This is a genomic window from Haladaptatus cibarius D43, from assembly GCF_000710615.1.
In the GTDB taxonomy this organism is placed as follows: domain Archaea; phylum Halobacteriota; class Halobacteria; order Halobacteriales; family Haladaptataceae; genus Haladaptatus; species Haladaptatus cibarius.
The window spans coordinates 716,226-742,080 of sequence record NZ_JDTH01000001.1 but is presented as its reverse complement, the minus strand read 5'-3'; the positions used below and the strand labels follow the sequence as shown (position 1 = coordinate 742,080).

The window sequence follows — 25,855 nt, the reverse complement described above, 5'->3', positions numbered from 1 at the left end:
TGAGTGGAGTGGTGGTGCATTCCCATGTCGTCTCTCGACGACCTGTCTCCGCATTCGACTGTTCACAGTTTGGTAACTTATAGATTACTTCTAGGAACTTATACATCCCCAGACGGTACAGTGATACTGCCGCCACCCACTGTCGAAGGTATGCGACGACACGCGGAGTGGATGGCACACGCTGACGAGCGAATCATGGAGTTTCTTGCCGACTACGGCAACCACCAGCCGTCACAGATTACCGACGGCTTGGCCGAACTCGGCCCGGAGATGGACTATCACCCAAAATACGTCGGGCGACGCTGTCGCACCCTCACGGCCTACGGCCTCCTGCGAAACCTCGGCAACGGACTCTATCAGGTCACAGACGAGGGAAAATCGTACCTCGCGGGCGAGTTGGACGCGAGCGAACTGACCCGAAACGACGAGTAAGTTCGCCGGATTCGTCCGGATTCGTCCGGATTCGGCGTGACGTGAGCTATCCATTTCAGAGAAATAGTCGTTATTGACTACGAAGGAAAAGCTGGCGAATATTTTGTAGTTCGAGGGGTTTCGAACTACGCGTCTCTGCTATTTGCGGGTTCGCTTGCTGTTTCACTTGCGGTTGCAGTTTCGGTTTCGTCCCTGTTCTCTTCGTTTCCGCACTCCCCTTTTTCGCCTTCTTCGTTCCCATTCCCTTCGTTTTCGGCTCGTTCGTCCGCCGTGGTCGAATCCCCATCTGCATCCGAACCTGCATCGACACTTGCACCCACACCTGCACCGTGGCGGGTGTACCCCGGCATGACCGCCGCCGAGTTCCACGACGGCGTTCGGTTCTCCGAATCCTCCCACGGCGTCGTTTCGGCGCACAGTCGCGCCAGATACTCCTCCGTGACGTACTGCAAATCGAACATCAACTGGCGCATCGTCTCGACCTGCTCGGGTGCGAGTTCGTGGCTCCAGTACACCGCGTCGGCGGCCTCGTCAATCGTCAGCTCGCAATCCTCGCCCATCTGAGAGAGCGCCTGCCAGAGCGTCTGGCGACCGATTCGCTCCCAATTTTCCATCTCGTCAGTCATCGGTTGCCTCCCCCGCGTTCGAGTTGATTTGGGATGGTTCGGTCAGGGTGGATTCGGTAGCTCGATTCGGCCCTCCGACGGTTCGCTGTGTGAATGAGTTCGGTCATGGATTTCACTCGAAAGCACCGCCCCGCGAGTCCTGAGCCGCCGAAGGGGTTTCATCATCGGACTCTTGGAAGCGTCTGCTTCCATTTGATTGTCATTCCATAGGAATATAAATATTTGCGTTCGCAAATTTTCGTAGATTTGTAAAGACCTATTTCAATGTGCACCGGAGATGTTAAGCGTACTTTCTGCCGGAATTACCTCATGCGCCAGCGCGCGGACTGGATGAAACCAGCAGACGACGTGATTTTGGAATATATCCACGATGCTGGGGAAGTACCTCCCGCAGTTGTCGCTCGAAACATCGACATTCATCGAAACTACGCCGGGGCGAGATGTCGAGAACTGACAGGGTATGGTCTTCTCGAAAAGCGGGAGGGTGGCTACTATCGAATCACCAAACTCGGCGAGCAGTATTTAGATGAAGAACTGGATGCCGACGAACTCACGAAAGCCGAGTAGCTGAATTTTAAATACAAAAACGTGGGCAACTTGCGTCACCTGTGAGAACAATATTTAAATAGACACAACCATTGTCACATACTATGTCTTTCCAGTCGATGACTATCGCTAATGCGGTTCGTAATCTAAATACATCTACTTTTTTGCCGGGTATACAACGTGAGTTTGTATGGAATAATGGCCAAATCCGTCGTCTTTTCGACTCTGTACTCAGAGGTTATCCAATTGGTTCGCTTTTGTTTTGGGAAATACGAGGGGAATATGCTAAAAATCAAATAAAGTACAAATTTATAGAGCATTATATTGAAGATAGCATTCATCCAGAGCAATTTTCAGATAGACATTATCATAATCCAAAAATTAATGAAGAGTTTGAACCATCATTTCCGGATGAAATAACGTTAGTCCTTGATGGTCAACAACGGTTGACTGCATTCCTTATTGGGTTGACTGGGTCATATACAGAGAAGGAAAAATACAAAAAGAGAAAAGACCCTGATGCTTGGGAGCGTAAAAAGCTCTATATGAATCTTTTATCCGACCCAAATTCAATCTCAGAAGATGAGTTACAAGCAAAATACGAATTTAAATTTTTGAGTGATCCTTCCCCTTCAACAGAGGAATACTGGTATGATGTGAGTAAGATTCTATCATTTAACGAGAGGGACGACGTCTATGAAGAGTCAGGAGAGATTGATGAAAGAATTTCCGACTTGGGCTTGGGTAACGATCAATTCCGAAAAATATTCCATAATCTAGAGTCATTATACGATGCGATTCACGAAACAAATACTATAACATATCACACCGAGACAAAGGAAAACCACGACAGAGTTTTAGACATATTTATTCGTGCGAACGAAGGAGGAACACAACTTAGCAAAACAGAGATATTACTATCAATAATTACCTCACAGTGGGCGGATGGTAACGAAGATGGGATTGATGCTCGTGAAGAATTGACACATTTCGTAGACCGACTTAACGACAGACACGAAGAAGCGAATTTCAAATTTGACGTTAGTTTAGTGTTACGAGGTCTACTCCTTCTTTCAGATGTTTCGGCAGGATATAGTCTGAAAAGTTTTGACGAGGAGACTGCTCAAGTGATGAAAAATCACTGGGAGCAAGGAGGCGTTCGGGAGGCCTTAATACGAGCGATTGATCTTCTCGTTGAGTTTGGTTTCAACAAGCAAAGATTGACTAGCATTCGAGCACCACTCCCAATCGCCTACTATTTCTACAAGAATGGTAACCCGAAATTAGTTGACGGCTCTGAAGTGAAGAAAGAGACGAGGCGGAATATTCTATTCTGGCTCTGTTCGATGATTGTTAATGGAACATTCTCGATTGGCGAGGAACCGATAGTGGGTACACGTCGAGCATTGCAGAGGGCAGAAAATGATGAATTCCCTATTGAGGAAATTAATGAAGAGTTGCGTGGAAACGGAAGACCCGTCGGGTTAGACGAAGATACAATTCGAAGTCTGCTCCGGAACAGGAGTATGAAAGGTTTCTCGCTCCTCCTCTTGATGCACTACCCGCATACAGCACGACGTGAGTCTCAGTATCATGAGGATCACATATTCCCAAAGTCAAAGTTGAAAATAAAGACACTGATGGACGATTATGGACTCACCTACGAACAGGCACAGAAGTGCCACGAACTCCGGGACAGTGTTGCTAATAAACAGCTATTGACGGATACAGAAAATGCTGAGAAAAGTGACTTAGATTTCAAAGAGTGGATAAAAACGCGTGACAGTGAATATTTCGAGACGCATTTGATTCCAAGTGAAAGCCGACTCTATGATTATGAGAACTTCCCAGAGTTCGTTGAAAGAAGGGAAGAACTAGTAATCAAACATTTGAAAGAAAAGTTCGACGTATAGCCTAATACTCAGAAATTTGTTCGTTGTCTGAACCAGAGCGTCCGTACTGCGAGTGGTATTTCTGAAGATAGCGAACTTCATCTTTGGAGAGATCATATATCTCTCCAAAAATTTTCTCTGCCTTATTGATTGTCGGCTTGAGTGGCTGGTAGTTGAACTGATTCAGTTCCTTGTTGAATCCCTGTTTCATTCCTGTCCAAAGTTCTTCAGAGAGTTCAAATATCTCTTTTTCATGTTTCTCAAGCTCTTCATGAGACGGGAATGGGAATGCTTCTATCTGACCCCAGTTGAGATGGTGCATATTTCCGTAAACAACCCAGTACAGATAGAACAGTGAAGAGCTAATAAGCAAGAATCCACCTCGTTGTTCAAGCTCAGTTTCGAAGTACATCGGTTTGACTTCACGAGCAGAATACAGTTCCCCCAACATTGGATTCGTCCAGTAGTCAAGACCTTCACGTCGCCAAACGACATATTCGGTTTCATCATCCAATATCCTCTCGCGGAAAACGGTGCTTGATTGACCTCTTGAGTTTTCACGAAGTTTGAGAAGGATATTTCGAATCATTTCATTCCCTATCTTCGGGAGAACTTCGTACTTGCCTGAGCTGCCGCCAATTTTATCCCGAAGAATCAGACCATCCACATCTTGATATTCCAGAATTGAGAAGCGCTCATCTCTGTCGTTTTTGCTAAATCGGAGATATTCGCTTGTGAGAATATCCCCCTCTTCTATATCTGCTTTTTTGCCAGTAATAATCGCAATTCGAACCTCCGCACCTTCGAATACTTTTGTGGGACGTTTGGCGAAACAGGCGATTTTTGATTCAGGCATATTCTCTCGCAGTAGGTCATGGAACTCTTCCATCGAACTCTGATACACCAATCTCAGCGTCGTCACGTTCCCGAAGTACCCACCATCCTCAAGCAACTGCAACTGTCGTTCCACGAAGTTCGCGGAGATGTCGTTGATGTCGCTGGTTTCGTAGGTGGAGATGAACATCTTCTCTTCGTCGCTCAGCAAGTCCCCGTAGGGTGGGTTGCCCAGCACGATGTCGAAGTCGATGGCGGCCGAATTGCCGTTTCCGTCGGCGACTTCGGGGAACTCCGCGACCCAGTGGAACGGCTTGCCGAGGATGTCGTCCAAATCGCAGTTGAGGGGGCGGCGCTGGACTTCCGAGAAAACGTACTCGCCCTGAATGAGGTCGCGGAAGGTTTCGATGGAGTCGCTTACGTCGTACTCCTCGCCCTCGTTGGTGGCGATTCGCTTCTGCGTACTCTCCCACTCCGACAGGTCGATTTTGGCACTTTTCGTGTACACCGAAAAGCCGATGTCTTCGAGAGTTTCGGTTTCGTCCTCCCCGAAGGCGTCGCCGTCCTCGCGTTTGACTCGCAGGAGGGAAATTGCGGGGTAGAGGGTGTCGTCTTCGAGCGACTGCATCACGCGCTCGAACTCCTCTTCGTCCTCGATGCTGGTTTTGACGGGTTTGGTGAACAAATCGAGGTACTGCTGGTTCAGTTCGGGCCGAACCTCTTCGTCCATGAACGCCTCGATTTCGCGGGGATCACCCTCCCCTGTTTCCTTGTATCTGATTCGCTTTTCCTCGACTTCGGTCATGTCGTCCGTCCAAGCGTGGGTGTCGTCGAACGACCCCGTCATGGGGAGTCCGACCAGCGAATTTCCGTCCGTGATGTTCACGTCGATGTTCGGCAGGCGACCGAACGCCTCTTTCCAGCCGTTGTCCTCCACGATTTTTAGCCAGATGCGAAGCTTTGCGATTTCCGCCGCGACCTTGTCCACGTCCACGCCGTAAATCGAGTGAAGCGCGAGTTGCTTCTTTTCGCGGAATCGGTCTTCCGCCTCCGGGGCATCACCGTCGTTCAGCCCTCGCAAAAGCGACTCTTGTGCGCGATGGATTTCGTCCATCGACGTGGTGAGGAAATGGCCGGAACCACACGCCGGGTCGATGACCTTGAGTTCGCGCAGTTGCGCGAGCGCGGTTTCGAGCGTGGATTCGTCCCCGAAGTCGATTGTGGTCTGGTTCTTCCCCGGATTGAGGACACTTTCCGTTCCTTCCTCCACGTTCCAAAGCACGTCCGCGAGGGAGACACCGTCGAAATATTTCCGTGCTTGCGTAATATCCTCCTCGTCGTCTCCGACACTCTCGGCGAACACCTCGGCCAGTACGTCCTTGATTTTCGGGTCAACCGACTGCTCGGTGACGATTTTCGTCACGTCGTTCGGCGTGTAGTACGCCCCGATGTCCTTCTGGGTTCGCTCCTGTTCGATGTGGTTGATGGTTTTCTCGAACACGCTCCCTAAAATCGCGGGGTCGAACTCCTTTCCGTCCAGTTCGAGGTTGCTCCCCTCCACGAGGTCGGTGATGATTTCGGGGAGGATTCGATCACGAACGGTGAATTTCCCCTCCTGCGGAATCGTCTCTCGGAACAGACCGCCGTTGAGGTACGGCACCTCGTCAAACCACGAATCCGGGTTCCGATGCTTCGTGAGACGGCCGTCTTTGTCCGTGTTCAACAGGTCGTAGAACAGCGGTTTGAGCGCGAAATCATAGAGTGAGTCAGGAATTTCTTCGACGTTTTCCGAGTAGAACTGTTCGCGCTCGCGCAGGAATCCGTCGTCCAGAATGTCGTTTTGTTCGAGAAACTTCACGAACAGTAGGCGGTTCATCAGCGAAATCGCAAAGAGACGTTTGTCCCGTTCGGTCGTCCCCGGCGGTGCTTCGATGTCGTCCATCAGGCATGTCTCATACTCCGATTCGTGCTTGTCACTCTCACCAAACAACAGTTCGATGTAGAGTTCGTAAAACGCCTCCACGTCGCGTTTTCGTTTGTCCCGAATCTCTCGCGGCGCGGTCTGGGACAGTCGATGATTGAACGAATCTCGACCGAACGTTTCGGCAAACTCCGTGACCGTATCATCAACATCGACGGGAGAAACATCTCGTGAACCGATGTACTCCTTCTCACGAGCAATCGAAAGAATCGCCTCGCGGAGGTCGATTTCCTCGACATCCGGATACTCCGTGAAGTCGCCACCGAGTTCGATTTTTTTGACATACCACGTAAATCCGTCCGTGACGATACCGTACTCCGCTCCGATGGATTTCCTGTCGAGATAATCCTTGAGTTCTGGGACTCCTGTTTCTACTTCGTTCAGTTTCTTGTTCTCACCGATAACCAACGTGTCGAGATTCATCAGCGAAAAATCCGGCCACGCGGCCTGTCCGCCTTTTTCCCCATACGGCTGTTTTTCAACCGCTAATCCGACCGCTTCGAGGAGTGGATAAATCAACTTCTCCTCGGCGTGCGTTTCGGGTTTCATCCCGAGATGCTTGCTCGTGAGGTTCCCAAACGAATCCTGTAAAACGTCTTCCAAATCGTGCGTCGAAAGCCGACCTTCCAAATCGTCAAGGAACGATTCGAGAACGCGTTTGACTTCCGGAGATGCGTCCACCAACTCAGCCATGTTTAGTTAGGAAAACACAGTCAGACCGGGGATAAATGTGTACCGCTCTCTAGAACAAACTCTGACGTCGAAATCGAATTCCTTTCCATTCCCACCGACCACATCAACCTAATGTCGAATCGGTCGCTCGTCGCCCTCGTCGCCAGTGCCGCCGTCGGCTATCACATTATCGATGGCTTGCTTCGGGTGGTCGAACAACTCGCCTTTTGCGGCGTTTGGGTCGGCCTCGGAGCGCTGGCGGTGTTGAGTGAGCTTATCGTCGCGGCGTGATTTTTCGTTCATTTTAATGCCATCTTAACGCGAACGCGCCGAGAGTGCGCCCCGAACGCTGAAATCGGTGGTCGTTGACTTTGCTCTCTATGACAGCCAGTTCTGCTGTCGTGTTGGCGGCGGGGGAAGGGAAACGACTTCGACCACTGACTCGACACCGACCGAAACCGATGCTTCCTGCGGCGACTCGTCCGATACTGGAACACGTTCTCGACGCGCTCGTGGAAGCTGGAGTGAGACAAATCCATCTCGTGGTGGGATACCGCGGAAATTGCGTGCGCGACCACTTCGGCTCGGAACATCGCGGAGTGGGAATCAACTACGTCGAACAGGACAAACAACTCGGGAGCGGGCACGCGCTTTTCGCCGCCCGCGACGAGGTAGACGACGTCTTCCTCGTCGTTGAAGGTGACAAGATAATCGACTCGAAGACGGTTTCAGCTGTTCGTGATGCATTCGCGCGCGCTGACTCGACTGCCGCAGTCGGCGTCGTGGAGCGCGACACCATTGGCGAACACGACGCCGTTCTACTGGATGGAACACGCGTTCGGAAAATTGCGGAATCGCCCGACAACGAGCACCGACTGCTCAATTCTGGCGTCTACGCCGTTGACGAGCGAATCTTCGAGGCCATCGAAGCCACGCCGACCGTCGCGGGCGAGGTATCACTGACGGACACGCTTTCTCGCCTCACCGATGCGGATGTCGAAATCCACGGTGTCCGAACCGACGGTCTGTGGGTCAATGCAACCCATCCGTGGAAGTTGCTCGACCTAAACAGGGAACTGCTCGTTCGAAAACAGATGAGCAACCCGCAAAGCGGAGCGCACCGAGACGAACGCGTTTGGGTCGCGGACACCGCACGAGTTCACGATTCGGCGGTGCTTCAACCGCCGGTCGTCGTCGGTTCCGACTGCGACGTTCGTCCCGGTGCGGTCGTCGGCCCGTTCGTCTCGCTCGGCCAGCACACGATAGTCGGTTCGAACGCCGTCGTCCAACATTCCGTTCTCGATAGCGATACACGGGTTGGTGCGAACGCGACACTCGTGGACTGTGTCACCGGCCAAGGCGTCCGTCTCGGTGCAGGATGTACGATACCCGGCGGGCCAACTGCCGTTCAGGCGAACGGCAGTATCTACGAAGACCAACAACTCGGTGCGCTCCTCGCTGACCGCGTCCACGTCGGAGGCAACGCGAGCTTCGAACCGGGGACGCTCGTGGGGTCTGGCGTGCGTATCAACGCCGGAGTTTCGGTGTCCGGAACCGTAGAAGAACGGGCGACGGTCGTCAATTAGTGACCGTTACCTGCCACAATTTTTATACTCGGTTCCGGAGTAGCGTCGTCTACAATCAGGTCCGAATTGGGTCGAAATCGGGTACCGGGGAGCGACTGCGGTGCGGTAGCGTGTTACATGATACGAACACAGGACGGACGAATCGGGAACCAGCGTATCGACGATGAGCAACAGGAACAGGACAGCATATCACGAAACGTTCATTCTGACGACCGTGTGCCGAGCGGACACGTATCAGGCGTCACGAGTCGCGTGTTTACGGAACCGAAGGGGCTATAAGCGTGCTAGAACAGTCTGATGATATGGCTTCCGAGCGGCCGTTTGTCTCTGTCATCATCCCCGTATACAACGACCCGAGGGGGATTCGGATGACTCTCGATGCTGTCACGAATCAGACGTATTCTCCCGAGGGATACGAGATACTGGTCGCCGATAACGGATCTACTGACAACACCAGAGATGTCGTGCGGAAATACGCAGAACGGTTTCCCGACCTCGTGAATCTGCTGGTCGCAGACGAAGTACAAGGCCCTGCGGCCGCACGCAACGCCGCAATCCCGCAAGCGAAAGGGTCGCTGTTGGCGTTTATCGACGCCGACATGACCGTCGAGGAGACGTGGCTCGAAGACGCCGTTGCATCCATGGAGTCGAACGATTGGGATTACATGGGCTGTAACGTCGAAATCTATATCGAAGACGGCAAGGAAACGCTCACCGCGAAGTACAACCAGATATTCGGATTTCCGATTCGAAGATATATCGAGGATAAACATTTCTCGGGAACCGGTTGTCTCGTCGTTCGGGATACGGTGTTCGACGAAGTTGGGGGCTTCGACGAACGACTGTTCTCCGGCGAAGACCAGGAGTTCGGCAATCGGGTGTACGATGCCGGATTCGACCAGCATTACCAGCCTGCGATTACGATGTACCACCCTGCTCGGTCGTCGCTACTCGAACTGCTGAACAAGCATTTCCGACTGGGGCGCGGTCGCGCCCAGATGCAGCGATACCATCCCGAGCGCGTCGAAAAGCCGAGTCTGTTGAATCCGCGAAACTACCTTCCACCGCACCCAGTTCGATTTTACAAACGCATCACTTCTTCGGCGTCACTGGCGTTGCACGAAGTCGTCTTACTCTTCCTCATTGCCTATCTCAAACGCTTTGCCGCCACGGCAGGATGGGTGTACGAGCACTTTAGCGAAGACGACGGGTAGACGCGAACCGATTCCCGACCGGGATTCAGCAAGCGACTTACGCCGTCGTGTTTAGGATTCGACCATGCGACAGTTCATCGTTCTCGGCCACGACGCCCCGACGACACCCGATTTCTCCTTGGACGACCTCGCCGGTTCGGCGGGGCGACTCGACGCCCTCTGTCGATGTGTCAACAGTGCGTTTTTCCTCTCCCACGATTTCCGCAGTGGCGTGCGTCTCTTTCTCGTCCTCCAAGACGAACTGGCGATTCGATTCGAGGGGAGCGAACTCCGCCGACTCAACCCCGACGAGCGAAGCACCGCGGCCCTGATTCGGAAAGCGTTGGAGGCGAAATCGGAGGCTATCGGCCATATGGAAGCAGAGAGCACGCCCGGCGTCTACATCTCGAAACGCGATTTCGAAGCGGTTCTCGACACGGCCAGCAAAAACGCCACGATCGTCGAACTGCACGAGGAGGGTAGTCCCGTAGTCGATGTCGAACCGCCGGAAAATCCGCTGTTCGTCCTCTCCGACCACGGCGATTTCACCGACGAGGAGGCCGACCTGCTGGCGGAACAATCCGACCAGCGCGTTCGATTAGGGGCGAAACTTCTGCACGGAAATCACGCGATGACGGTCGCGCATAACTACCTCGACACCGCGGGATACGCCGACTACTAGCCGATACCGGCGACAGACACCATAATTCCGGAACCGTTAAAGGCGGCTATCGCCATTTCCCAGTTGCGGGCCGGTGGGGTAGCCTGGTATCCTTCGGCCTTCGGGTGGCCGTAACCGCGATTCGAATTCGCGCCGGCCCATTTCTACCTCACGACGCTATCTGACGAGCGAAGCGAGTCGCCAGCGTCGTGAGTCGAAATTCAGAGGCGCGATTCGAGCCAGCAAGACGCACGCCCGCGGAACGACCGAAGAGAAGTGAGCAGGAACGTCTTGCCCAGTTCGAATTCGCGCTGGCCCACTTTTCTCGCATTCTCGACACACCGAGCGACGGCGAGGAGTCTCCCAACCAGAGACACCACCGTTATCTCTCGCAGGTTCCTACCCAAACAGAATGACCGAAGGAATCGACTTCGACATCGCGGAAACCGCCCGCGTCGCCGAGGAACGGGACGCAGTCGTCTCGGCGGTCACCCAACACGCTGGTGGAATCGCGCGCGAACTCGCGCTCTTGCAGGGCGGCGATTACGGCCAAGCGACCTTCGACACGAACGCCGGGGAGTGGACGGTAAAGTACGAGGCCGGCGACCTTCAGTACCTCCGATACAAGGGAAAGTCGGGCGGCGAAACCTACGTCGTTTCGGCCAAACAACCGCCAGACCCGGACGACCTCGCCGAGGCGATGCTGGATTACGAGGCGTTCGTGCGAGCGTACAACCGCCACGTCGAATCGAAAGAAGGCGTGCTGGACGGCGTAGAAACCGACTTTCCGCCGGTTTCCACGACCGATTCGGTCGTTTCGGAGCGCGACCGTATCGTCGGTCGAATCCGCGACATCGCCGACACGATTGCTGGCGAACTCCACCGATACGACGGCGTGGATTACGGAACGTTCACTACCCGAGTCAGCGGCCAACGGTGGGAGTTAAAGCGCGAGCACAGTTCCGTCTCCTATCTCCGCGTCGGCGGGCAGAGCGGCACCTACCTCGTTTCGCAGTACGAACCGCCGTCCGCGCCGGACGTCCGCGAACTCGTGGACGATTTCGGGGGCTTCGTTGAGGCGTACAACGACCACGTCGACGAGTTGGAAGCCGACCTGTCGAAAGTTTCTCTCTGAGTCGGAGAGCAGAGAGCAGAATCAGAAACGGCCGATTTTCGCCCGTTTCCGAACGAACAAGCAGACACCCACCGATTCACCGGTATGACCGAACAAAAAGTCGCCATCGTCACCGCGGCGGGTCGCGGAATCGGTGCGGAGTGCGCTCGAACGCTCGCAGACGACGGATACACGCCCGTTTTGCTGTCGAAATCCGGGTCGGCGGTCGATGTCGCGGAAGACGTGGGCGGCGTCGGATTCGAAGGGTCGGTGACCGACTCGAACGACCTCTCTGCACTCGTGGAGGCCGCGAACGAACGATACGGCCGTATCGACGCCGTGGTGAACAACACGGGCCACCCGGCAACTGGCGACCTGCTGGATATTTCGGACGAGGAGTGGCACGACGGACTTGACCTCGTGCTGTTGAACACAGTTCGGATGGCGCGCTTGGTCACTCCAATTATGAAACAGCAAAGTGGTGGCGCGTTCGTCAACATCTCCACGTTTTCGGCGTTCGAACCGAGCAGTGACTTCCCGGTTTCGTCGGTGCTTCGCGCGGGCCTCGGCAGTTTCACGAAACTCTACGCCGACCGATACGCCGAACACGGGATTCGAATGAACGCCGTGCTACCCGGATTCGTGGATAGCTACGAAGTCGATGCCGAGACGAAAGACCGGATTCCGATGAGACGACCCGCGGCAACCGCCGAAATCGCGGATACCGTCGCATACCTTCTCTCCCCCGCGGCGAATTACGTGACCGGGCAGAACATCCGTGTGGACGGCGGTCTTACTGACAGCGTCTGATTGTTACAGCCCTTCGTCACGTTCGAAGACCCCGACGGTAACCGTCTGATGGTTTGCCAGCAAAACGAAGGCGAAAGCTACTCCGACTCGTTTCCTGACGCAGTTTCGTTTTCACCGCTCCCGACGGTATCGGTTTCCGGTTCGGGCGTCGGTTCCGACTGTTCAGTCGGCGGAGATTCCTCCGTCGTCGGTGCTGGCGCTTCCGTTGCAGGTTCCGACGTTTCCGCAGTCGGTTCCGCGGTGGATTCTTCAGGCGGTTCCGCGGTAATTTCTGGCTGTCGCGCTGTCGTGTCGGTTTGCTCTGTTTCCGGGGCGGGTTCGTCCGTCGCGGCTGTCGTCCGCTCGCTCCCTCCCTGCTCTGCTGTCGTTTCGCTCGTCGTCTCGGTTCCGTCGTCCGGGCGAATTTCCTGCAAACAGGCGTCCAGATTCGGCGGTCGCTTCGAAATCGTCGGTTCGGTAGCGTTCGCTTCGAACGCGCTTATTTCGGTGATTGCGAAACCAGCGACACCCGCCACGTCGCCGACGTTCGATTCGTCGATTTCGGTTCGGCCGCTCACCGGCCCGATTTCGTTGTAGGAAGTCGCAACGCCGTCTGACGCGTACCACGTCGTGCTGATGGCGATTCGTTCGAACTCGCCGGTCACCCGCGCTCGGTCGCAGGCGAGAAATTCGATACGCCTCGCTTGGTCGTTGTCGTCTTGGGTCGGTTCGCTATCGTCTTCTGTCGATTCGTCGCCGTTTTCCGTCGGTTCACCGTCGTCGTCCATCGGTTGATTGTCGTTACCTTGGTTCATTTCAAAATCGTCCGGATGTCGCCGCTGTCCGTTCAAAAACACTCTCGCGCCGCGACCGACTCTGAATCGTTCTATTTGGCCGGAGAATCGGTAGGCATCACCGCCGCCAGCGACCGCACCGCGGACGCGGCGGCCCGAAATTCGATCTGTCCGGTCGATAGTAACGTGGCGATTCGCAATTGGTGCACCGCCGCTGTCTCGCGTTTTTTCTACCTTCCCGCCGACGACGAACTCGTATCGGGCAGGGTTTCGGGCTACCCCTCCGATAATGACGAGGTGGTTCGGCAGGTCATCATTCGGTGGTTGTTCAGTTGGCGGTTTTTCGGTCGTCGTTTGCTCCGGCGCACTTCGCTCCCGACACCACGGCCCCGCGAAGGGGTTGTCCGCGGTGAACTTCGCGGTCTGTCCGGGCGTCCGTAATTCCCGTGTATCGACGCTCACCGAGTCGATGGCGAACGGATAGGGTTCGTGTTCCGCTCGCGGGTTGAGAAGCGTCGTTCCGCGAATCGGGCCGTCGAAGAGCCAGTTGGTTCCGAGGCCGTCCTCGTCCCAGAAACTCGTGTGCAGTCGGACGCTGCGGAAATTCCCCGTCACGCGTGCCGTGGTGCAGTTTAGAAATTCGATTGGCGTGTCCGCCTCCGGGGCGTCCCCGAGGTCGGCGGGTCGCACCCGCCGACCGTTCAGAAACACCGAAACGTCGTTCGTCCGACTCGCCGACAGCGAAACTCGGAACCGGGTGATTCGGCCGGTGAACCGATAGGCGTCTCCGCCACCGGCAATCGCCCCGCTCGCGTGAGTTCCGCCGCGGGAAATCGTATCCTCGTCGTCGATAGTGACGTGGCGGTCGCCGATTGGTGCACCACCGCTCTCGTCGCTTTTTTCGAGGCGACCGCTCACTGTCAGCCCGTACTCGATGACGTTCCGCGGACTGCCGCCGAAAACGACGATATGGTTCGTTTCTTGCTTGCCCGTCCGGATTCCGCCGACGCTTACGAGGCCCGCCGTCGCCGAGAGGACGCCGCGACGACTGACGCGAGATTCCATGAGTCGTTCCGAGTAATCCACTGGGAATCGGCATAAAATGCGAGAATCGTTCGACTCCACGACTCGGTAGCAACGTCGGATTACTGGGTCAACGAACCGACACGGATGGAGTACGTCACACCTACCGAGTCCACAGGTGACAAACGAGACGAAGACCGGTGTGCCTTTGCCGCCGGTCGAAAAGGGTTCATCATGGCCGAAGACGACCCCCTCGCGTGGGAGACGCTCGACTCGGAAGTCGCCTACTCCTGTCCCGGTTTCGACATCTATCACGAGGATGTTCGCCTCCCGAATGGAACGAAAACGGATTTCGACTACCTTACGGAACCCGAAAGTGTGGCTATCCTGCCGTTTACCGAGGACGGCGACGTGGTCGTCATCGAAGAGTGGCGGCAGGCCGTTTCGCGCATTTCTCGCGGCCTGCCCGTCGGCGGCGTCGAACCAGAAGACGAGAACCTCGAAGCGTCCGCACACCGAGAACTCACCGAAGAGACGGGGTACGAGGCAGACCGCGTCTCGCATCTTACGACCGTTGAACCGGCAAACGGAATCGCCGACTCCGTGATGCACTACTTCGTGGCACGTGACTGCGTTCCAACCGGCGAACAGGAACTCGACCACAACGAGAGCATTCGTTCGATGACGACCACGTACGACGCGCTGAAAGAGGAAATCACCGCAGACGGCGTTTACGACGGTCGAACAATACTCGGTGTGAGCTACTACGAAACGTTCGGCTCAGACGAGTGAGCCTGACCCAGACGATAATTCCTTATGGACATACTCATTACCTTTTCCATGAACTAGGGTTATAAATATCGGTATTGAGTGGATGGGAGACACATGGCACTGCTACCTACCCCGCTGGTCGCATTCGTCGTCGGTGTCGCAGTCGTCGTCCTCCTGCTCGTGTACTTGGATTTGCCCGCCTTCATCGGCCTGCTGATTGCGGCGTTCACCGTCGGACTCATCGCCCCGGAGATTCCCGCCGGGGAAGTTCCGGCAACCGTCGCAACCACATTCGGTGAGGAGATGGCCGGAATCGGGATACCGATTCTGATGGCCGCAGTCATCGGAAAGTCGATGATGTCGAGCGGCGCGGCGGAACGCGTCGTTCGCGGCTTCGTCTCGCTGACCGGACGGGACAATGCCGAGTACGCGCTGTGGGGAAGCAGTTCCCTGCTTTCGATCCCCGTCTTCTTCGACAACGTGTTCTACCTCATGGCCCCCTTGGCCCGGTCGATGCGGAGTCGCATCGGGAAAAACTACACCCTCTTCCTCGTGGTCGTCGGCGCTGGCGCGGCGACGACCCACGTTTTCGTCCCCCCGACGCCCGGCCCGTTGGCGGTGGCGAGCGAAATCGGCGTCAATCTCGGCACGACGATTCTAGTCGGACTCGCGGTGGCCATCCCCTCTGCACTGGTCGGGGGACTCGCCTACGGCCACTGGATTAACGCGCGACTCGACATCCCGCTCCGAGATTCGATGGACACGGAAGGGTCTGATTTGGCGGAACTCTCAGAACGCAAAACGAGCGCCCTCCCGGGGATGTTCGAATCGCTTCTGCCCATCCTCCTCGCGGTCGTTCTCGTCGGGTCGAACACCATCACGACGACCCTGCGGGAATCCTACGGCGAACTCCCCGGTTGGCTCACATCGGCGATTTCTCAGTCCGCGCTGAACGAAATTGCACCCGTGACGAACTTCCTCGGGAATCCCAACTTCGCGCTGACGGTGGCCGCCATCGTCGCCGCCGTGACGTTCCTCCGTTCGCGCGACCTCGGGCAGAAGCTGTGGTCGGACGAACTCACGGACGCACTGAAAAACGGCGGTAACATCGCGGCAATCACCGCGACCGGCGGCGCGTTCGGTGGAATGCTCGCGGCGGCGGGCGTCGGCGGCTACATTTCCGGCGCGCTCTCGGGACTCGACATCGGGTTGCTCGTCACGGCGTGGGTCATCGCGGCAACGATTCGAATCGCACAGGGTTCCGCGACGGTCGCCATGCTGACCACTGCGGGTATCGTCGCGCCCCAGACGGCCCAACTCGCGGTTCACCCCGCCTACCTCGTCATGGCCATCGGCGCTGGTGGAAACATCTGCTCGTGGTACAACGACAGCGGATTTTGGCTGGTCAAGGAAATCGGCGGACTAACACAGAGTGAGACGCTGAAAACGTGGACTGTCCTGACGACACTTATCTCCGTGACGGGAATCGTCACCGTCCTCGTTCTTTCCTCGCTCTTCCCGCTGGCCTAACAGCGCAATTCTTACACCGCCACCGTGGCAACGACGCGGTAATGGAACGAGATATTTTCGAACTCCGCGCCCAAGACGGGGCGGGTCGAATCGGGGACCTCACCGTCCCGCGCGCTGGTGTGACGGTCGAAACCCCTGCACTTTTGCCGGTCGTCAACCCGCACGTCATCACCGTCGAACCCTCCCGACTCCAGTCCGAGTTCGGCGCGGAAATCCTCATCACGAACTCCTACATTCTCTACAAGAGCGACGAGTTCCGCGAGGAAGCCCTCGACGTGGGACTGCACGAACTGCTCGATTTCGACGGTGCGATCATGACCGACTCCGGGTCGTTCCAACTCGCAGAGTACGGCGAAATCAGCGTGACGACCGAGGAAATCCTCCAGTTCCAACACGACGTTGGGTCGGACATCGGAACTCCGGTGGACATCCCGACGCCCCCAGACGTAGACCGCGAGCAGGCAGAAGACGAACTGGCAACCACGCAGGAACGCCTCGAACTGGCCGAAACCGTCGATGTCGGCGACATGCTCGTCAACGCGCCGGTACAGGGTTCGACGTACCCTGATTTGCGGGAAGACGCTGGAAAACACGCCTACGGAACCACGCTGGACGTGTTCCCGGTCGGCGCGGTCGTTCCCCTGATGAACGAATACCGGTACGGCGACATGGTAGAGATGGTCGCGGGAGCGAAGCGCGGACTGGGTGCGGACGCCCCCGTTCACCTGTTCGGAGCGGGCCATCCAATGATGTTCGCGCTGGCGGTTGCGATGGGCTGTGACCTGTTCGATTCGGCGGCGTATGCGCTTTACGCCCGCGACGACCGCTATCTGACGGTTCGCGGCACCGAGCAGTTGGACGACCTCGAATACTTCCCCTGTTCGTGTCCCATCTGTGCAAACAATACGCCCGAGGAAATCCGGGAGTTAGGCGACAGGGAGCGCGAGGAACAACTCGCGGAACACAACCTTCACGTCACCTACGAGGAGATTCGCACCATCAAGCAGGCGATTCGGTCGGGCAACCTGCTCGAACTGGTGGAAAACCGCGCCCGCGCTCATCCCGCCATGCTGGACGGCTACCGCGCGCTGGTCGAACATTCGGAACAACTCGAACGCGCCGACCCCGCCTCCAAAGGAACCTTCTTCTACCTCTCCAGCGAGAGCGCCTACCGCCCCGAAGTCGTGCGCCACCACGAACGACTGTCGCGCCTGAATCCCGAAGGCCGAGTCCTCCTGACGGAGGGCAACCCGAGCAGTCGATACGACGAATCGTGGAACGTCGTCCCGCCGTTCGGGCCGTTCCCCCGCGCGCTCTCCGAGACGTATCCCCTGACGGCGGAGGTTCCCGACCGGGTGGACACGGATGCCTACGAATCCGCGGCCCGCGGCGTGGTTCGACTGGTCGAGGAAAACCCCGAAACCGAGTTTACGCTGGCCCATCGCGGGTGGCCCGAATCGGCGGTGAAACTGATTCCGGAATCGGTTCATCTGGTCGATTTGGACGACGTCTAGACCGCGCCAGAGGATTTTGTCTGTCGGCTTTTCTCGGTGGATTTGTGGGTTTTTGAGACTAAATCGGTTGTGAAGACAATGTGGTTGCAAATCACGACGACAAGCCACGCCCGAACGTGGTCAGTCACTCGTGGCTTCGCCACTCGTTCATTCCAACGTTCGCCCGTTCCCGGCCAAATCCGCGGGCGGGCGAGTGCGGCGCACTCGCCCGCCAAGTGACTGGACGAACTGACCACAGCTTTCAGAAGGACGAATTTCCACCGAAAAACGGCAGGCCAAATTTGGTTTGGCGGGCAGGCCAGTGGCCTGTCCGCCCTGCGGTTGGGTCGTTTCAAAATCGCGGAGCGATTTTGAAGCTCTTCCGGTGGGAACGGGCGACCGAACGAGCAGACCGAATGCGGCGCTTCGCGTCTGCGAGCGACGGAAACCGTTGGTTTTCCGGTACCGCGAAAGACGGATTCTTTCGCAGGCGTGGCCTACGACTCGTGATTTCTATCACACCAGTCTTGTCACTGAGTCTGTCACGCTGTCGGCTCAAAACTCCAGAAACGTAGCAACTACCACGTCCCATCCAAATCAGAAACGCCCATGTAATTCCCCGCCAACCCTCTACCCGTGTTCGGGGTAGACGAAGCGGGCAGAGGGCCGGTGTTGGGTTCGATGTTCGCCACGGCGGTCAAAGTCGAAGACGAGATAAATCTCCCGTCGGGAATCGGCGATTCGAAAACCATCTCACCGGAGCGCCGGGAGGCGTTCGCGGAGCAGTTCCGAGCGGACGACACAATCGAAATCGGCGTGGCCGAAATCCCGACCAGTCACATCGACGACCCCGAGACGGACATGAACACGCTAACTGTCGAAGCCCATGCAAGGGCAATCTCGCAGGTTGCGGACGAGGGAGCGACGGGAATCGTGGACGCCTGCGACACCAGCGAATCGCGGTTCGCGCGGCGGGTTACCGAGGAAATCGGCCATCCGATCGAAATCACGGCAGAGCACGGCGCGGACGAAACGCACGCAATCGTCGGCGCGGCCAGCATCGTCGCCAAAGTCGAACGGGACGCCCATGTCGCCGAACTCGCCGAAAAACACGGCGAGGTCGGAAGCGGCTACCCCAGCGACCCGAAAACGCGGGCGTTTCTTCGGGAGTACGTCGAATCCCACGGCGAACTGCCGGATTGCGCTCGCGCGTCGTGGCAGACCAGCAAAGACGCGCTGTCGGCCTGCGAGCAGTCCGCGCTCGACCAGTTTTGAGGATTGTTTTTTCGAACCGTCGTGGTCGAACGCGACGACTCAGGGTGGAGAAACAGCAGAGGAGCGAATCGTAAAACGCAGTTGTCCGGTTATTTGTCCGTCAGCAGGTACCGCAGGATGTCACCGTAGGCCGGGCGGGTGATGAGCACCCCGATGAGTACACCGAGGATGGTGATGATGGCGAACCCTTGGAGGTCGCCGAGCGACAGCACTGCAAGCGGACTCATGGCGATGATGGTCGTCGCGGCGGCGGCCCCGATGACCCAGAACGCCTTGCGGAAGCGCGACTGGAAGACGCGCGAGGAGTGGACGTTACCCTCGCTCATCACCTCGTCGGCGATGATGATGAGGTCGTCCACCCCGGTTCCGATGACGGCGATGAATCCCGCGATGTGCGACAGGTCGAGCGGTAACTCGATTGCCGCCGCGATGCCGAGGAGGATGACCACCTCTGAGAGCGCGGTGACTATCATCGGGAGCGCGACTTTCGGTTTTCCGTACCGGAGGAACACCGTGCCGCTCACGGCCAGCACTGCGGCGATGCCCGCGACGAGCGAGTACAGTTTGAACTCCGTAGCGAGGCTCGGCGCGAGGTAGGTGGTCGTTCCTTCCTGCGTGTCGAGGGCCGCCGGGAGCGCACCAGCGCGAAGGTTAATCTGCAGTTGGCGAGCGTCGGAAATGTTGTTCGTCGTCATCGTAAACGATGGTTGTTGCTTGAACTCACCGTTTCGGATGGACGGTGCAAGGTCGTCGCTCATCGATGCACCATAGACGACTTCACCGTCTACGACTGTGTATAGGCAGTACCCGCCTTGACTGGCGTCCTCTTGTGGATAGTTACAGGCGTAAATTCCTTCGCTACTGGTGAATCCTCGCTCGTTCATCAAGCGGGTAAATTCCTCCGCGGCGGAATCGGTGAGCGTAACAGAGACGAACGCACCATCACCATCTGGGCTTTCCTCCGCTTGACCGATGTTCGTCATGGACTCCTTCTCAAGCACCGTCGTGTTGTTGTAGCTTCCGTTACCGGTCGGGTAGTGAGCGACGACGGTCACTTTACCGCGTTCCGTGACCAAGTCGTTCATCTCCGACTGGTCCGTGTTCGGCATCTCGATTTGGATGAAGTGGTCGCCGGACGAGGTCACTTCTTGAACCCGACCACCGGCAAGCCCGGACTCCGAAATCTTGTCTCGCAAAGTGCGAACGATTTCGTCGCGGGTCGTCTGGGTCACGCCCTCACGAACCGTTCCGTGTTCGATGCCCGCTTCGTCGAGCGCGGATTCCAGTTGGTTCACCGTGACGTTGTTCGTGAGCACTTCGACGGTGATTCCGTCTTGGCTCTGGCGAATCATCACGTCGCTTTGCTCTGCGTTGGCGATGTTTCCGGCGACGGCTTTCTGAATCTCGGATTCGCTCGTTCCGTTCGAAAGCTGAACGTCCTCGGCGGTGACGCCGTGAACCGGCGCTCGGATTCGCGTTCCGCCTGCCAGTTCAAGCCCGTATTCTAAATTGGTCGGGCCGTCGTCCGTCGTCAACGCCTCGTTTTGACTACCGCCGGAGACGGTTCCCTGCGGTGCAAACAGCGCGAACGCGCTTCCCAGTAGGAGGACGACGAGGAAAATGACTCGCCACTGTTCTCGAAGACTCATCGCGCTATCCCCTCGTATTTGTACCAGCGAAGGAGACTCAAGTTGAGCATGTAGGTGTTCATTAGGTCAGTTGCCAGTCCCAGCACGAGCACCACGCCGATGGACGTGAGCAGGTCGATGCCGAAGAAGAACGCCACGAGCGCCATTACGGTCATCGCCGAGATGGAGGTGAGCGTCATCGTCACACCGGTTCGCATCGCGCGGTAGGTGCTTTCGTAGAAGTCACCCGACCGCCGCAGGATGTGGTTGTTGAGTAGGATGTCGGAGTCCACGCTGTAACCGATGAGCATCAGTAGCGCCGCGACGGTACCCAACGAGAGTTTGATACCGAAGATGTTCATCAGCGCGAGCGGAATCACGATGTCGCTGAACGCCGAAATGACGATTGCGATGGACGGGACGAACGTCCGGAACATGAGAAAGACGAGGATGCTCATGCCCACGAACGCGGCGGCGAGGCCGTACAGCGCGAGTTCCTGTGAATTAGCGCCGAAGCTCGCAGAGGTGCTTTGTACCGAAGTCACCTCGTAGCCCTGCTGTTGGGCTTGCGATTCGAGCGCCTGCGTGTTCGTCTCTTGGAACGTTACGATGTAGACGTTGTCCGCCGATTGGGCGGGTGCAATCGAAACGGGATTCAACGACTGTTCTATCTCCGCTTGCGATGCAGTCGTCTGAATCCGCATCTCGGTGCCGCCCGTGAACTCGATGCCGGGCGTCACCGGCGCGCCGGTGGTCAACCACCATCCGGCGAGCACGAGGAGGGCCAGCACGAGAACGGCGAGCGGCACCGCCGCGAGTTGCCGGTTCGAGTACCGGGTGTAATCGACCTCCGGTACTTGAAACTCTACCATGATGGATGGGTGCGTGATGACCCTGAATAAGCCTTCTTAATTACTGTGGCCAGACCTGTCGCGTGAAAGCGGAAAGGCCGGAAATCGACGCGGTGTGAAATCCACCAAACCCGCAAAAACCGATATACGTCCCCGCGTCCTATTCGTTCGCATGACGACCGAAGCAACCGTACCGACGGGCGAGACGGCGACCCGGGTCGCCGTCTCGTACCCCGAAGACCTGAGCAGTTGGGGCGAGTTCCAACTCAACGAACGTCCGTTCCGCGCCTACCTCAGGAAGACGAAAGGCGAGGTTCACGAGGGCGACGTCTGGGAGGAGTTCCTCGATGTTGGCTGTTGTGGCGATACGTTGGACGTTCCGCTCCGCGTGGAATCGGTCGACGGCGGCGACAGAATGGGAGACGAAACCGAAATCGTCTACGAAGTTCGAGAGGCCTGCGGCATTCGAGGAGGATGGTTAGTTCAGAGCGCAGACGGGCCGACTGACTTTTAGCCCTGCTTAGAATCGCCGGAAAACTGCTCGTCGAGGAACCGTCCGACGCGTTCTTTCGTCGGTGCGGTGCGAGCGCCGGGTGCCATTGACGCGAGTGCACCGCAAGCGTTGGCGAACTCCAACGCTCGTTCGTAATCCGCCGAATCGAGGAACGTGGTGATGAATCCCGCGGCGAAGGCGTCACCTGCGCCGGTCGTGTCCACCGATTCGACACCGAATCCGGGATGCGTGTAGACGCCTTTCGTCGTGTCCACTCGCGCGCCGTCGCTTCCGTGCTTGATGACGACGACGCGGCCGTGAAGTTCCGATGACGGGTGTTCTAAATCCTCGTCCAGCAGGGTTTTCGCCTCGCGGTCGTTCAGAAAGACGATGTCGGAGTAGGCGAGTGCCCGTGAAAAATCCCGGTCGGTGAGTCTGCGCCCCGGGTCGAAACTGACTGGAACTCCCGCTTCGGTCGCAATTCGGGCGAGTTCCGCCGCGCTGTCCGGGCGCTGACTGGTCAAATGGAGGTGTTTCGCGTTTTGAACGTATGCTTCGTTTACGTCGCCCGGTGAAACTGCTTCGTTCGCGCCGTCGTTGCCGAGCACCATCAGTTCGCCCCCCTCGTCCACGATGAGGTACTTCGTCGTCGTTTCTTTCCCCTCGACTTCGAGGACGTGTTCACAATCTACCCCCTCCGCTTTCAGTTCCCGACGGACGAGCAGTCCGTGTTCGTCGGTGCCGACGCTCCCGACGAGTCCAGTAGAAACGTCCATCCTCGACAGCGCAACGGAGACGTTTGCGGCGCTTCCGCCCCCGGAGCGTTGTTGGGACGTGATGCGCGCCTCGCCGTCGGAGACGGGAAGGGCGTCCACCCGAAGCGTCACATCCCAGTTGACGTGGCCAGCAGTTACGACTCGAACCAAAGTAGTTCCCCCTCGCGGTTCGTGGACGGCATACTGCTTCGATAGACGGTACTAGTAAAAAATCCTGATGATTGTGCCGGAATCGGCAAAGAAGACCCCTTATCCCGTGATAGCGAACAGAATGAGGTTGTGCGCACCCGGCCCCAATCCCACCGCGGCGACGACGCCAAGGAGGAGATAGCCTTCCGCCGGTTCGTCCGCGACGTAGTCGGCAAACAGAATCACGACGAACTCCGCGATGGCGAGTTTCACGAGGATGAACAACCACCCGACGCCGATAGCGTCGGCGGTCGGAAGCAGTTCCGCAAATTCGAGGATGGCGCGGGAGACGGGCGTTCGCTCACCGAAGTTGAGAACGTCGATACCGACCGCGGTCGAGACGGAATCGAGTGCGTGGCCGAACAGCGTGAGGACGCCGACAGCGCCGGTGATGACGGCGACGTGGGGGTAGAAAAACTGCGTTCCGGCCCAGAGCAGGCCGGTCAGCACCACGGCGACGACGAGCGCGACGAAGGGCCAAAAGAGGCGAAGGCTATCGTTTTGAACCCCGTACCAGAGCGCGACGGCGACGACGAGGAGAATGGCCGCAGTCCCGACTCCTGCGAGCGTCTGTGGAACCGAATTCTTGCGTCGTCGGAGAGAAAACAACCAGACAACTCCGGCGACGACGAACGTCGTGAGATACACCGAGGGCGTTCCGAGTAAGGGCGCGAGGCTTTCCGGAACGAACCGGACTTGATAGAGTGCGTGGAGTCCTGCTCCGACGACCATCCACGGGGCGAGTGCGACGACTGTCCGTTCCGAAATGGTCGGTTTCACGCGCCAGAGCGCCCACGCGACGGAACCGACCGCCAGTAAAAGCGGGAGAAGATAAACCAGCGATGGGAGTGCAAACCCTTCCGGCAGTACCATACACCGACAGGTGAACGGAGGTGTGGAAAGGTTTGCGGTCTGTCTGCACCCCTCGTGATAGTTTGACGGCAGTGACCAGTTCGACGCCGACCTATCGCTCCCACGGTTCGCTGGCGTGGTAATCGCCGAACAACTCGCGCATCAGCGTCACGACGCTTTCGGGCGGGAACTGGCCGCGCTCCGTGACGATTGCGTCCACGTATCGCGGCGGTGTCACATCGAACGCCGGGTTTTCGACGGTTACGTCCCCGATTTCTTCGCGTTCGTCGTCCGGCAGAATTTCCGCCTCGTCCCGCATCTCTATTTCGACGGTGTGGCCCGTCATCGTCCCCGGATGGAATTTCAGAGTTTGGGCCGCGACCATAATCGGAACGTCGCGTTCGCGGGCGTTGACCGCCAGTCCGGAGGTTCCGACTTTGTTGATGACGCTTCCGTCCGCGGCAATCGAGTCCGCGCCGACGAGGACGTGGTCGGTGTCGTCCAGATACCGCCGGGCCGCATTGTCCACGATGAGCGTGACCGGAACGTCCCACTCGCGGAGTTGCCCCGCGGTGATGTGGCCCTGCTTTCGCGGGCGCGTCTCCTTGACGATGGCGCTGATTTCCTTGCCGTCTTCTAGGGCGTGACGAACGCAGGAGAGGGCGTCAGTCGAATGGCAGTGCGTCATGATGGTGTCGCCGTCTCGCAGGCGGTTCGCTCCGATTTGGCCGAGGTTGTCCTGCGCGTGGTCAAGTTCTCGACGGAACTCGACCACCCCCTCGATGACGCTCGCTCGGAGTTCGGAGACGGTTTCGCCGCGCATTCCGCGGAGGACGTATCGGAGGGCGTTCGGCAGACTCACCGCAGTCGGGCGGGTTTCGTGGAGTTCGCGGGCCGCGGTTCGTATTTCCGCGCGGAACGCCTCCGGGGTTTCGGCCTCGCTCGCCTCCGCCTGTTCGCCGAGCGCCGCCGCGGCGGCGTCGGCGATCGTCGCCGCACCGCGAATCTCCATGTCGGCGATGTCGTCCGCGGCGTCGGTGACGGCGGGGTGAATGTCGCGTTCCATGGGTTTCGGTACGATGGTCACGAACAAAAAGATAGTCCGGCGAAACGTCCGCGGCGGTGGCAGTTATCGAAACGTCGGGAATCGCAAATTCCCGTAGTCCATGCCCGGTCGATAGCGGGATTTTTACCCCGCCGGTTCATCCGCCCGCTATGAACGAAGCCGAACTCGCTGGCGCAATCGACCACACCGTTCTCGGGCCGGAAACGACGCTCGAAGCTGTCGAATCAGTCCTTGACGAAGCAAAAGAATACGGGATGAACGCTTGCATCCCACCATGCTACGTTTCGGAGGCGGCGGAGTACGCACCGGACGTGACCCTCGCAACGGTCGTCGGGTTCCCGCACGGACAGCACGCAATCGACGCGAAACGCGACGAAGCGGTCGGCGCGTGGGATGACGGCGCGGACGAACTGGACATGGTCATCAACGTCGGGCGACTGAAGGCGGGCGACCACGACGCGGTGAAAGCCGACATCGAGGAACTCGTCGCGGCGGTGCCGATTCCGGTGAAAGTCATCATCGAAACCGCATTGCTCACTGACGAGGAAAAACACGACGCCTGCCGATTAGCCAAGGAGGCAGACGCCACGTTCGTCAAAACCTCGACTGGCTTTGCGGATGGGGGGGCGGAAATCGAGGACGTAGAACTGATGGCGGAGTATCTCCCCGTCAAAGCGAGCGGCGGCATCGGCGACTACGAAGAAGCGCAGGCCATGCTCGACGCGGGCGCGGAGCGAATCGGTGCGAGCAGTGGTGTCGAAATCGTGGAAGATTTTCGCGGGTAGTTT

General features: G+C 57.5%; 24 protein-coding genes and 1 tRNA gene. 17 read left to right on the top strand and 8 right to left on the bottom strand.

Annotated elements, in window-relative coordinates:
• The first annotated feature begins 150 nt into the window (after positions 1-150).
• The gene (locus tag HL45_RS03870; RefSeq protein WP_049969778.1) at positions 151-432 is read left to right on the top strand and encodes a hypothetical protein; all 282 of its coding nucleotides are present in this window, start codon (positions 151-153) and stop codon (positions 430-432) included.
• Between the two features lie 125 nt (positions 433-557).
• On the opposite strand, the gene HL45_RS03865 is transcribed toward HL45_RS03870, so the two are convergent.
• Entirely contained in the window at positions 558-1,058 is a 501-nt protein-coding gene (locus HL45_RS03865) for a hypothetical protein (protein WP_144239996.1), read from the bottom strand.
• A 309-nt stretch (positions 1,059-1,367) separates the two neighbouring features.
• On the opposite strand from HL45_RS03865, the gene HL45_RS03860 reads away from it, so the two are divergent.
• Together HL45_RS03860 and HL45_RS03855 are read left to right on the top strand one after the other, a co-directional pair.
• Entirely contained in the window at positions 1,368-1,625 is a 258-nt protein-coding gene (locus tag HL45_RS03860) for a hypothetical protein (protein ID WP_049969776.1), read from the top strand.
• Between the two features lie 83 nt (positions 1,626-1,708).
• Entirely contained in the window at positions 1,709-3,517 is a 1,809-nt protein-coding gene (locus HL45_RS03855; RefSeq protein ID WP_049969775.1) for a DUF262 domain-containing protein, read from the top strand.
• A 1-nt stretch (position 3,518) separates the two neighbouring features.
• On the opposite strand, the gene HL45_RS03850 is transcribed toward HL45_RS03855, so the two are convergent.
• The gene (locus tag HL45_RS03850) at positions 3,519-7,004 is read right to left on the bottom strand and encodes an Eco57I restriction-modification methylase domain-containing protein (protein WP_049969774.1); all 3,486 of its coding nucleotides are present in this window, start codon (positions 7,002-7,004) and stop codon (positions 3,519-3,521) included.
• A 111-nt stretch (positions 7,005-7,115) separates the two neighbouring features.
• On the opposite strand from HL45_RS03850, the gene HL45_RS20715 reads away from it, so the two are divergent.
• The 8 genes from HL45_RS20715 to HL45_RS03820 all read left to right on the top strand — a co-directional run bounded on the left by HL45_RS20715 (position 7,116) and on the right by HL45_RS03820 (position 12,347).
• On the top strand, positions 7,116-7,274 hold the full coding sequence (locus tag HL45_RS20715; protein WP_158413656.1) for a hypothetical protein: 159 nt from the start codon (positions 7,116-7,118) through the stop codon (positions 7,272-7,274).
• An 89-nt stretch (positions 7,275-7,363) separates the two neighbouring features.
• Positions 7,364-8,569 carry a sugar phosphate nucleotidyltransferase gene (locus HL45_RS03845; RefSeq protein WP_049969772.1) on the top strand — a complete coding sequence of 402 codons (1,206 nt, stop codon included), beginning with the start codon at positions 7,364-7,366 and terminating at the stop codon, positions 8,567-8,569.
• A gap of 117 nt (positions 8,570-8,686) precedes the next feature.
• Entirely contained in the window at positions 8,687-8,848 is a 162-nt protein-coding gene (locus tag HL45_RS20710) for a hypothetical protein (RefSeq protein WP_158413655.1), read from the top strand.
• 23 nt (positions 8,849-8,871) lie between these two features.
• Positions 8,872-9,783: a glycosyltransferase gene (locus HL45_RS03840; RefSeq protein WP_084156788.1), complete on the top strand. Its 912-nt coding sequence runs from the start codon at positions 8,872-8,874 to the stop codon at positions 9,781-9,783.
• Positions 9,784-9,847: 64 nt separating this feature from the next.
• Positions 9,848-10,444 carry a tRNA (pseudouridine(54)-N(1))-methyltransferase TrmY gene (gene trmY, locus HL45_RS03835; protein ID WP_049969770.1) on the top strand — a complete coding sequence of 199 codons (597 nt, stop codon included), beginning with the start codon at positions 9,848-9,850 and terminating at the stop codon, positions 10,442-10,444.
• A 67-nt stretch (positions 10,445-10,511) separates the two neighbouring features.
• A tRNA-Pro gene (locus HL45_RS03830) sits at positions 10,512-10,584 on the top strand.
• Positions 10,585-10,835: 251 nt separating this feature from the next.
• Complete coding sequence (locus HL45_RS03825) at positions 10,836-11,558, top strand: hypothetical protein (protein WP_049969769.1); 723 nt, start codon at positions 10,836-10,838, stop codon at positions 11,556-11,558.
• Between the two features lie 84 nt (positions 11,559-11,642).
• Positions 11,643-12,347: an SDR family oxidoreductase gene (locus HL45_RS03820; protein WP_049969768.1), complete on the top strand. Its 705-nt coding sequence runs from the start codon at positions 11,643-11,645 to the stop codon at positions 12,345-12,347.
• Positions 12,348-12,424: 77 nt separating this feature from the next.
• On the opposite strand, the gene HL45_RS03815 is transcribed toward HL45_RS03820, so the two are convergent.
• Positions 12,425-14,185 carry a hypothetical protein gene (locus tag HL45_RS03815; protein WP_144239995.1) on the bottom strand — a complete coding sequence of 587 codons (1,761 nt, stop codon included), beginning with the start codon at positions 14,183-14,185 and terminating at the stop codon, positions 12,425-12,427.
• Positions 14,186-14,377: 192 nt separating this feature from the next.
• Here HL45_RS03815 and HL45_RS03810 point away from each other — a divergent pair, with 192 nt between their 5' ends.
• The 4 genes from HL45_RS03810 (at position 14,378) to rnhB (ending at position 19,212) form a co-directional block, all read left to right on the top strand.
• Positions 14,378-14,935: an NUDIX hydrolase gene (locus HL45_RS03810; RefSeq protein ID WP_049970078.1), complete on the top strand. Its 558-nt coding sequence runs from the start codon at positions 14,378-14,380 to the stop codon at positions 14,933-14,935.
• A gap of 93 nt (positions 14,936-15,028) precedes the next feature.
• Positions 15,029-16,444, top strand: a complete 1,416-nt coding sequence (locus HL45_RS03805) for a GntP family permease (RefSeq protein WP_049969766.1) — start codon at positions 15,029-15,031, stop codon at positions 16,442-16,444.
• Between the two features lie 41 nt (positions 16,445-16,485).
• A complete protein-coding gene (gene tgtA / locus HL45_RS03800; protein ID WP_049969765.1) occupies positions 16,486-17,958 on the top strand; it encodes a tRNA guanosine(15) transglycosylase TgtA in 1,473 nt (490 codons plus the stop codon).
• Between the two features lie 615 nt (positions 17,959-18,573).
• Positions 18,574-19,212, top strand: coding sequence for a ribonuclease HII (gene rnhB / locus HL45_RS03790; RefSeq protein ID WP_084156787.1), 639 nt, complete (start codon positions 18,574-18,576; stop codon positions 19,210-19,212).
• An 89-nt stretch (positions 19,213-19,301) separates the two neighbouring features.
• Here rnhB and HL45_RS03785 read toward each other — a convergent pair whose 3' ends face one another.
• Together HL45_RS03785 and secF are read right to left on the bottom strand one after the other, a co-directional pair.
• A complete protein-coding gene (locus HL45_RS03785; protein WP_049969762.1) occupies positions 19,302-20,861 on the bottom strand; it encodes a preprotein translocase subunit SecD in 1,560 nt (519 codons plus the stop codon).
• Complete coding sequence (gene secF, locus HL45_RS03780; RefSeq protein WP_049969761.1) at positions 20,858-21,712, bottom strand: protein translocase subunit SecF; 855 nt, start codon at positions 21,710-21,712, stop codon at positions 20,858-20,860. The genes HL45_RS03785 and secF overlap by 4 nt, the downstream gene beginning before the upstream one ends.
• Before the next feature lie 151 nt (positions 21,713-21,863).
• Here secF and HL45_RS03775 point away from each other — a divergent pair, with 151 nt between their 5' ends.
• Positions 21,864-22,205: a hypothetical protein gene (locus tag HL45_RS03775; protein WP_049969760.1), complete on the top strand. Its 342-nt coding sequence runs from the start codon at positions 21,864-21,866 to the stop codon at positions 22,203-22,205.
• Here HL45_RS03775 and HL45_RS03770 read toward each other — a convergent pair.
• The 3 genes from HL45_RS03770 to HL45_RS03760 all read right to left on the bottom strand — a co-directional run bounded on the left by HL45_RS03770 (position 22,202) and on the right by HL45_RS03760 (position 25,067).
• Positions 22,202-23,110 carry a carbohydrate kinase family protein gene (locus HL45_RS03770; RefSeq protein WP_049969759.1) on the bottom strand — a complete coding sequence of 303 codons (909 nt, stop codon included), beginning with the start codon at positions 23,108-23,110 and terminating at the stop codon, positions 22,202-22,204. The two genes, HL45_RS03775 and HL45_RS03770, sit on opposite strands and share 4 nt — an antisense overlap.
• Before the next feature lie 99 nt (positions 23,111-23,209).
• Positions 23,210-24,022 (bottom strand): DUF63 family protein, encoded by an 813-nt coding sequence (locus HL45_RS03765; RefSeq protein ID WP_049969758.1) that lies wholly within the window; start codon positions 24,020-24,022, stop codon positions 23,210-23,212.
• 91 nt (positions 24,023-24,113) lie between these two features.
• Positions 24,114-25,067 carry a ribose 1,5-bisphosphate isomerase gene (locus HL45_RS03760; protein ID WP_049969757.1) on the bottom strand — a complete coding sequence of 318 codons (954 nt, stop codon included), beginning with the start codon at positions 25,065-25,067 and terminating at the stop codon, positions 24,114-24,116.
• Between the two features lie 149 nt (positions 25,068-25,216).
• On the opposite strand from HL45_RS03760, the gene deoC reads away from it, so the two are divergent.
• Positions 25,217-25,852, top strand: coding sequence for a deoxyribose-phosphate aldolase (gene deoC, locus HL45_RS03755; protein WP_049969756.1), 636 nt, complete (start codon positions 25,217-25,219; stop codon positions 25,850-25,852).
• The last annotated feature ends 3 nt before the right edge of the window (positions 25,853-25,855 follow it).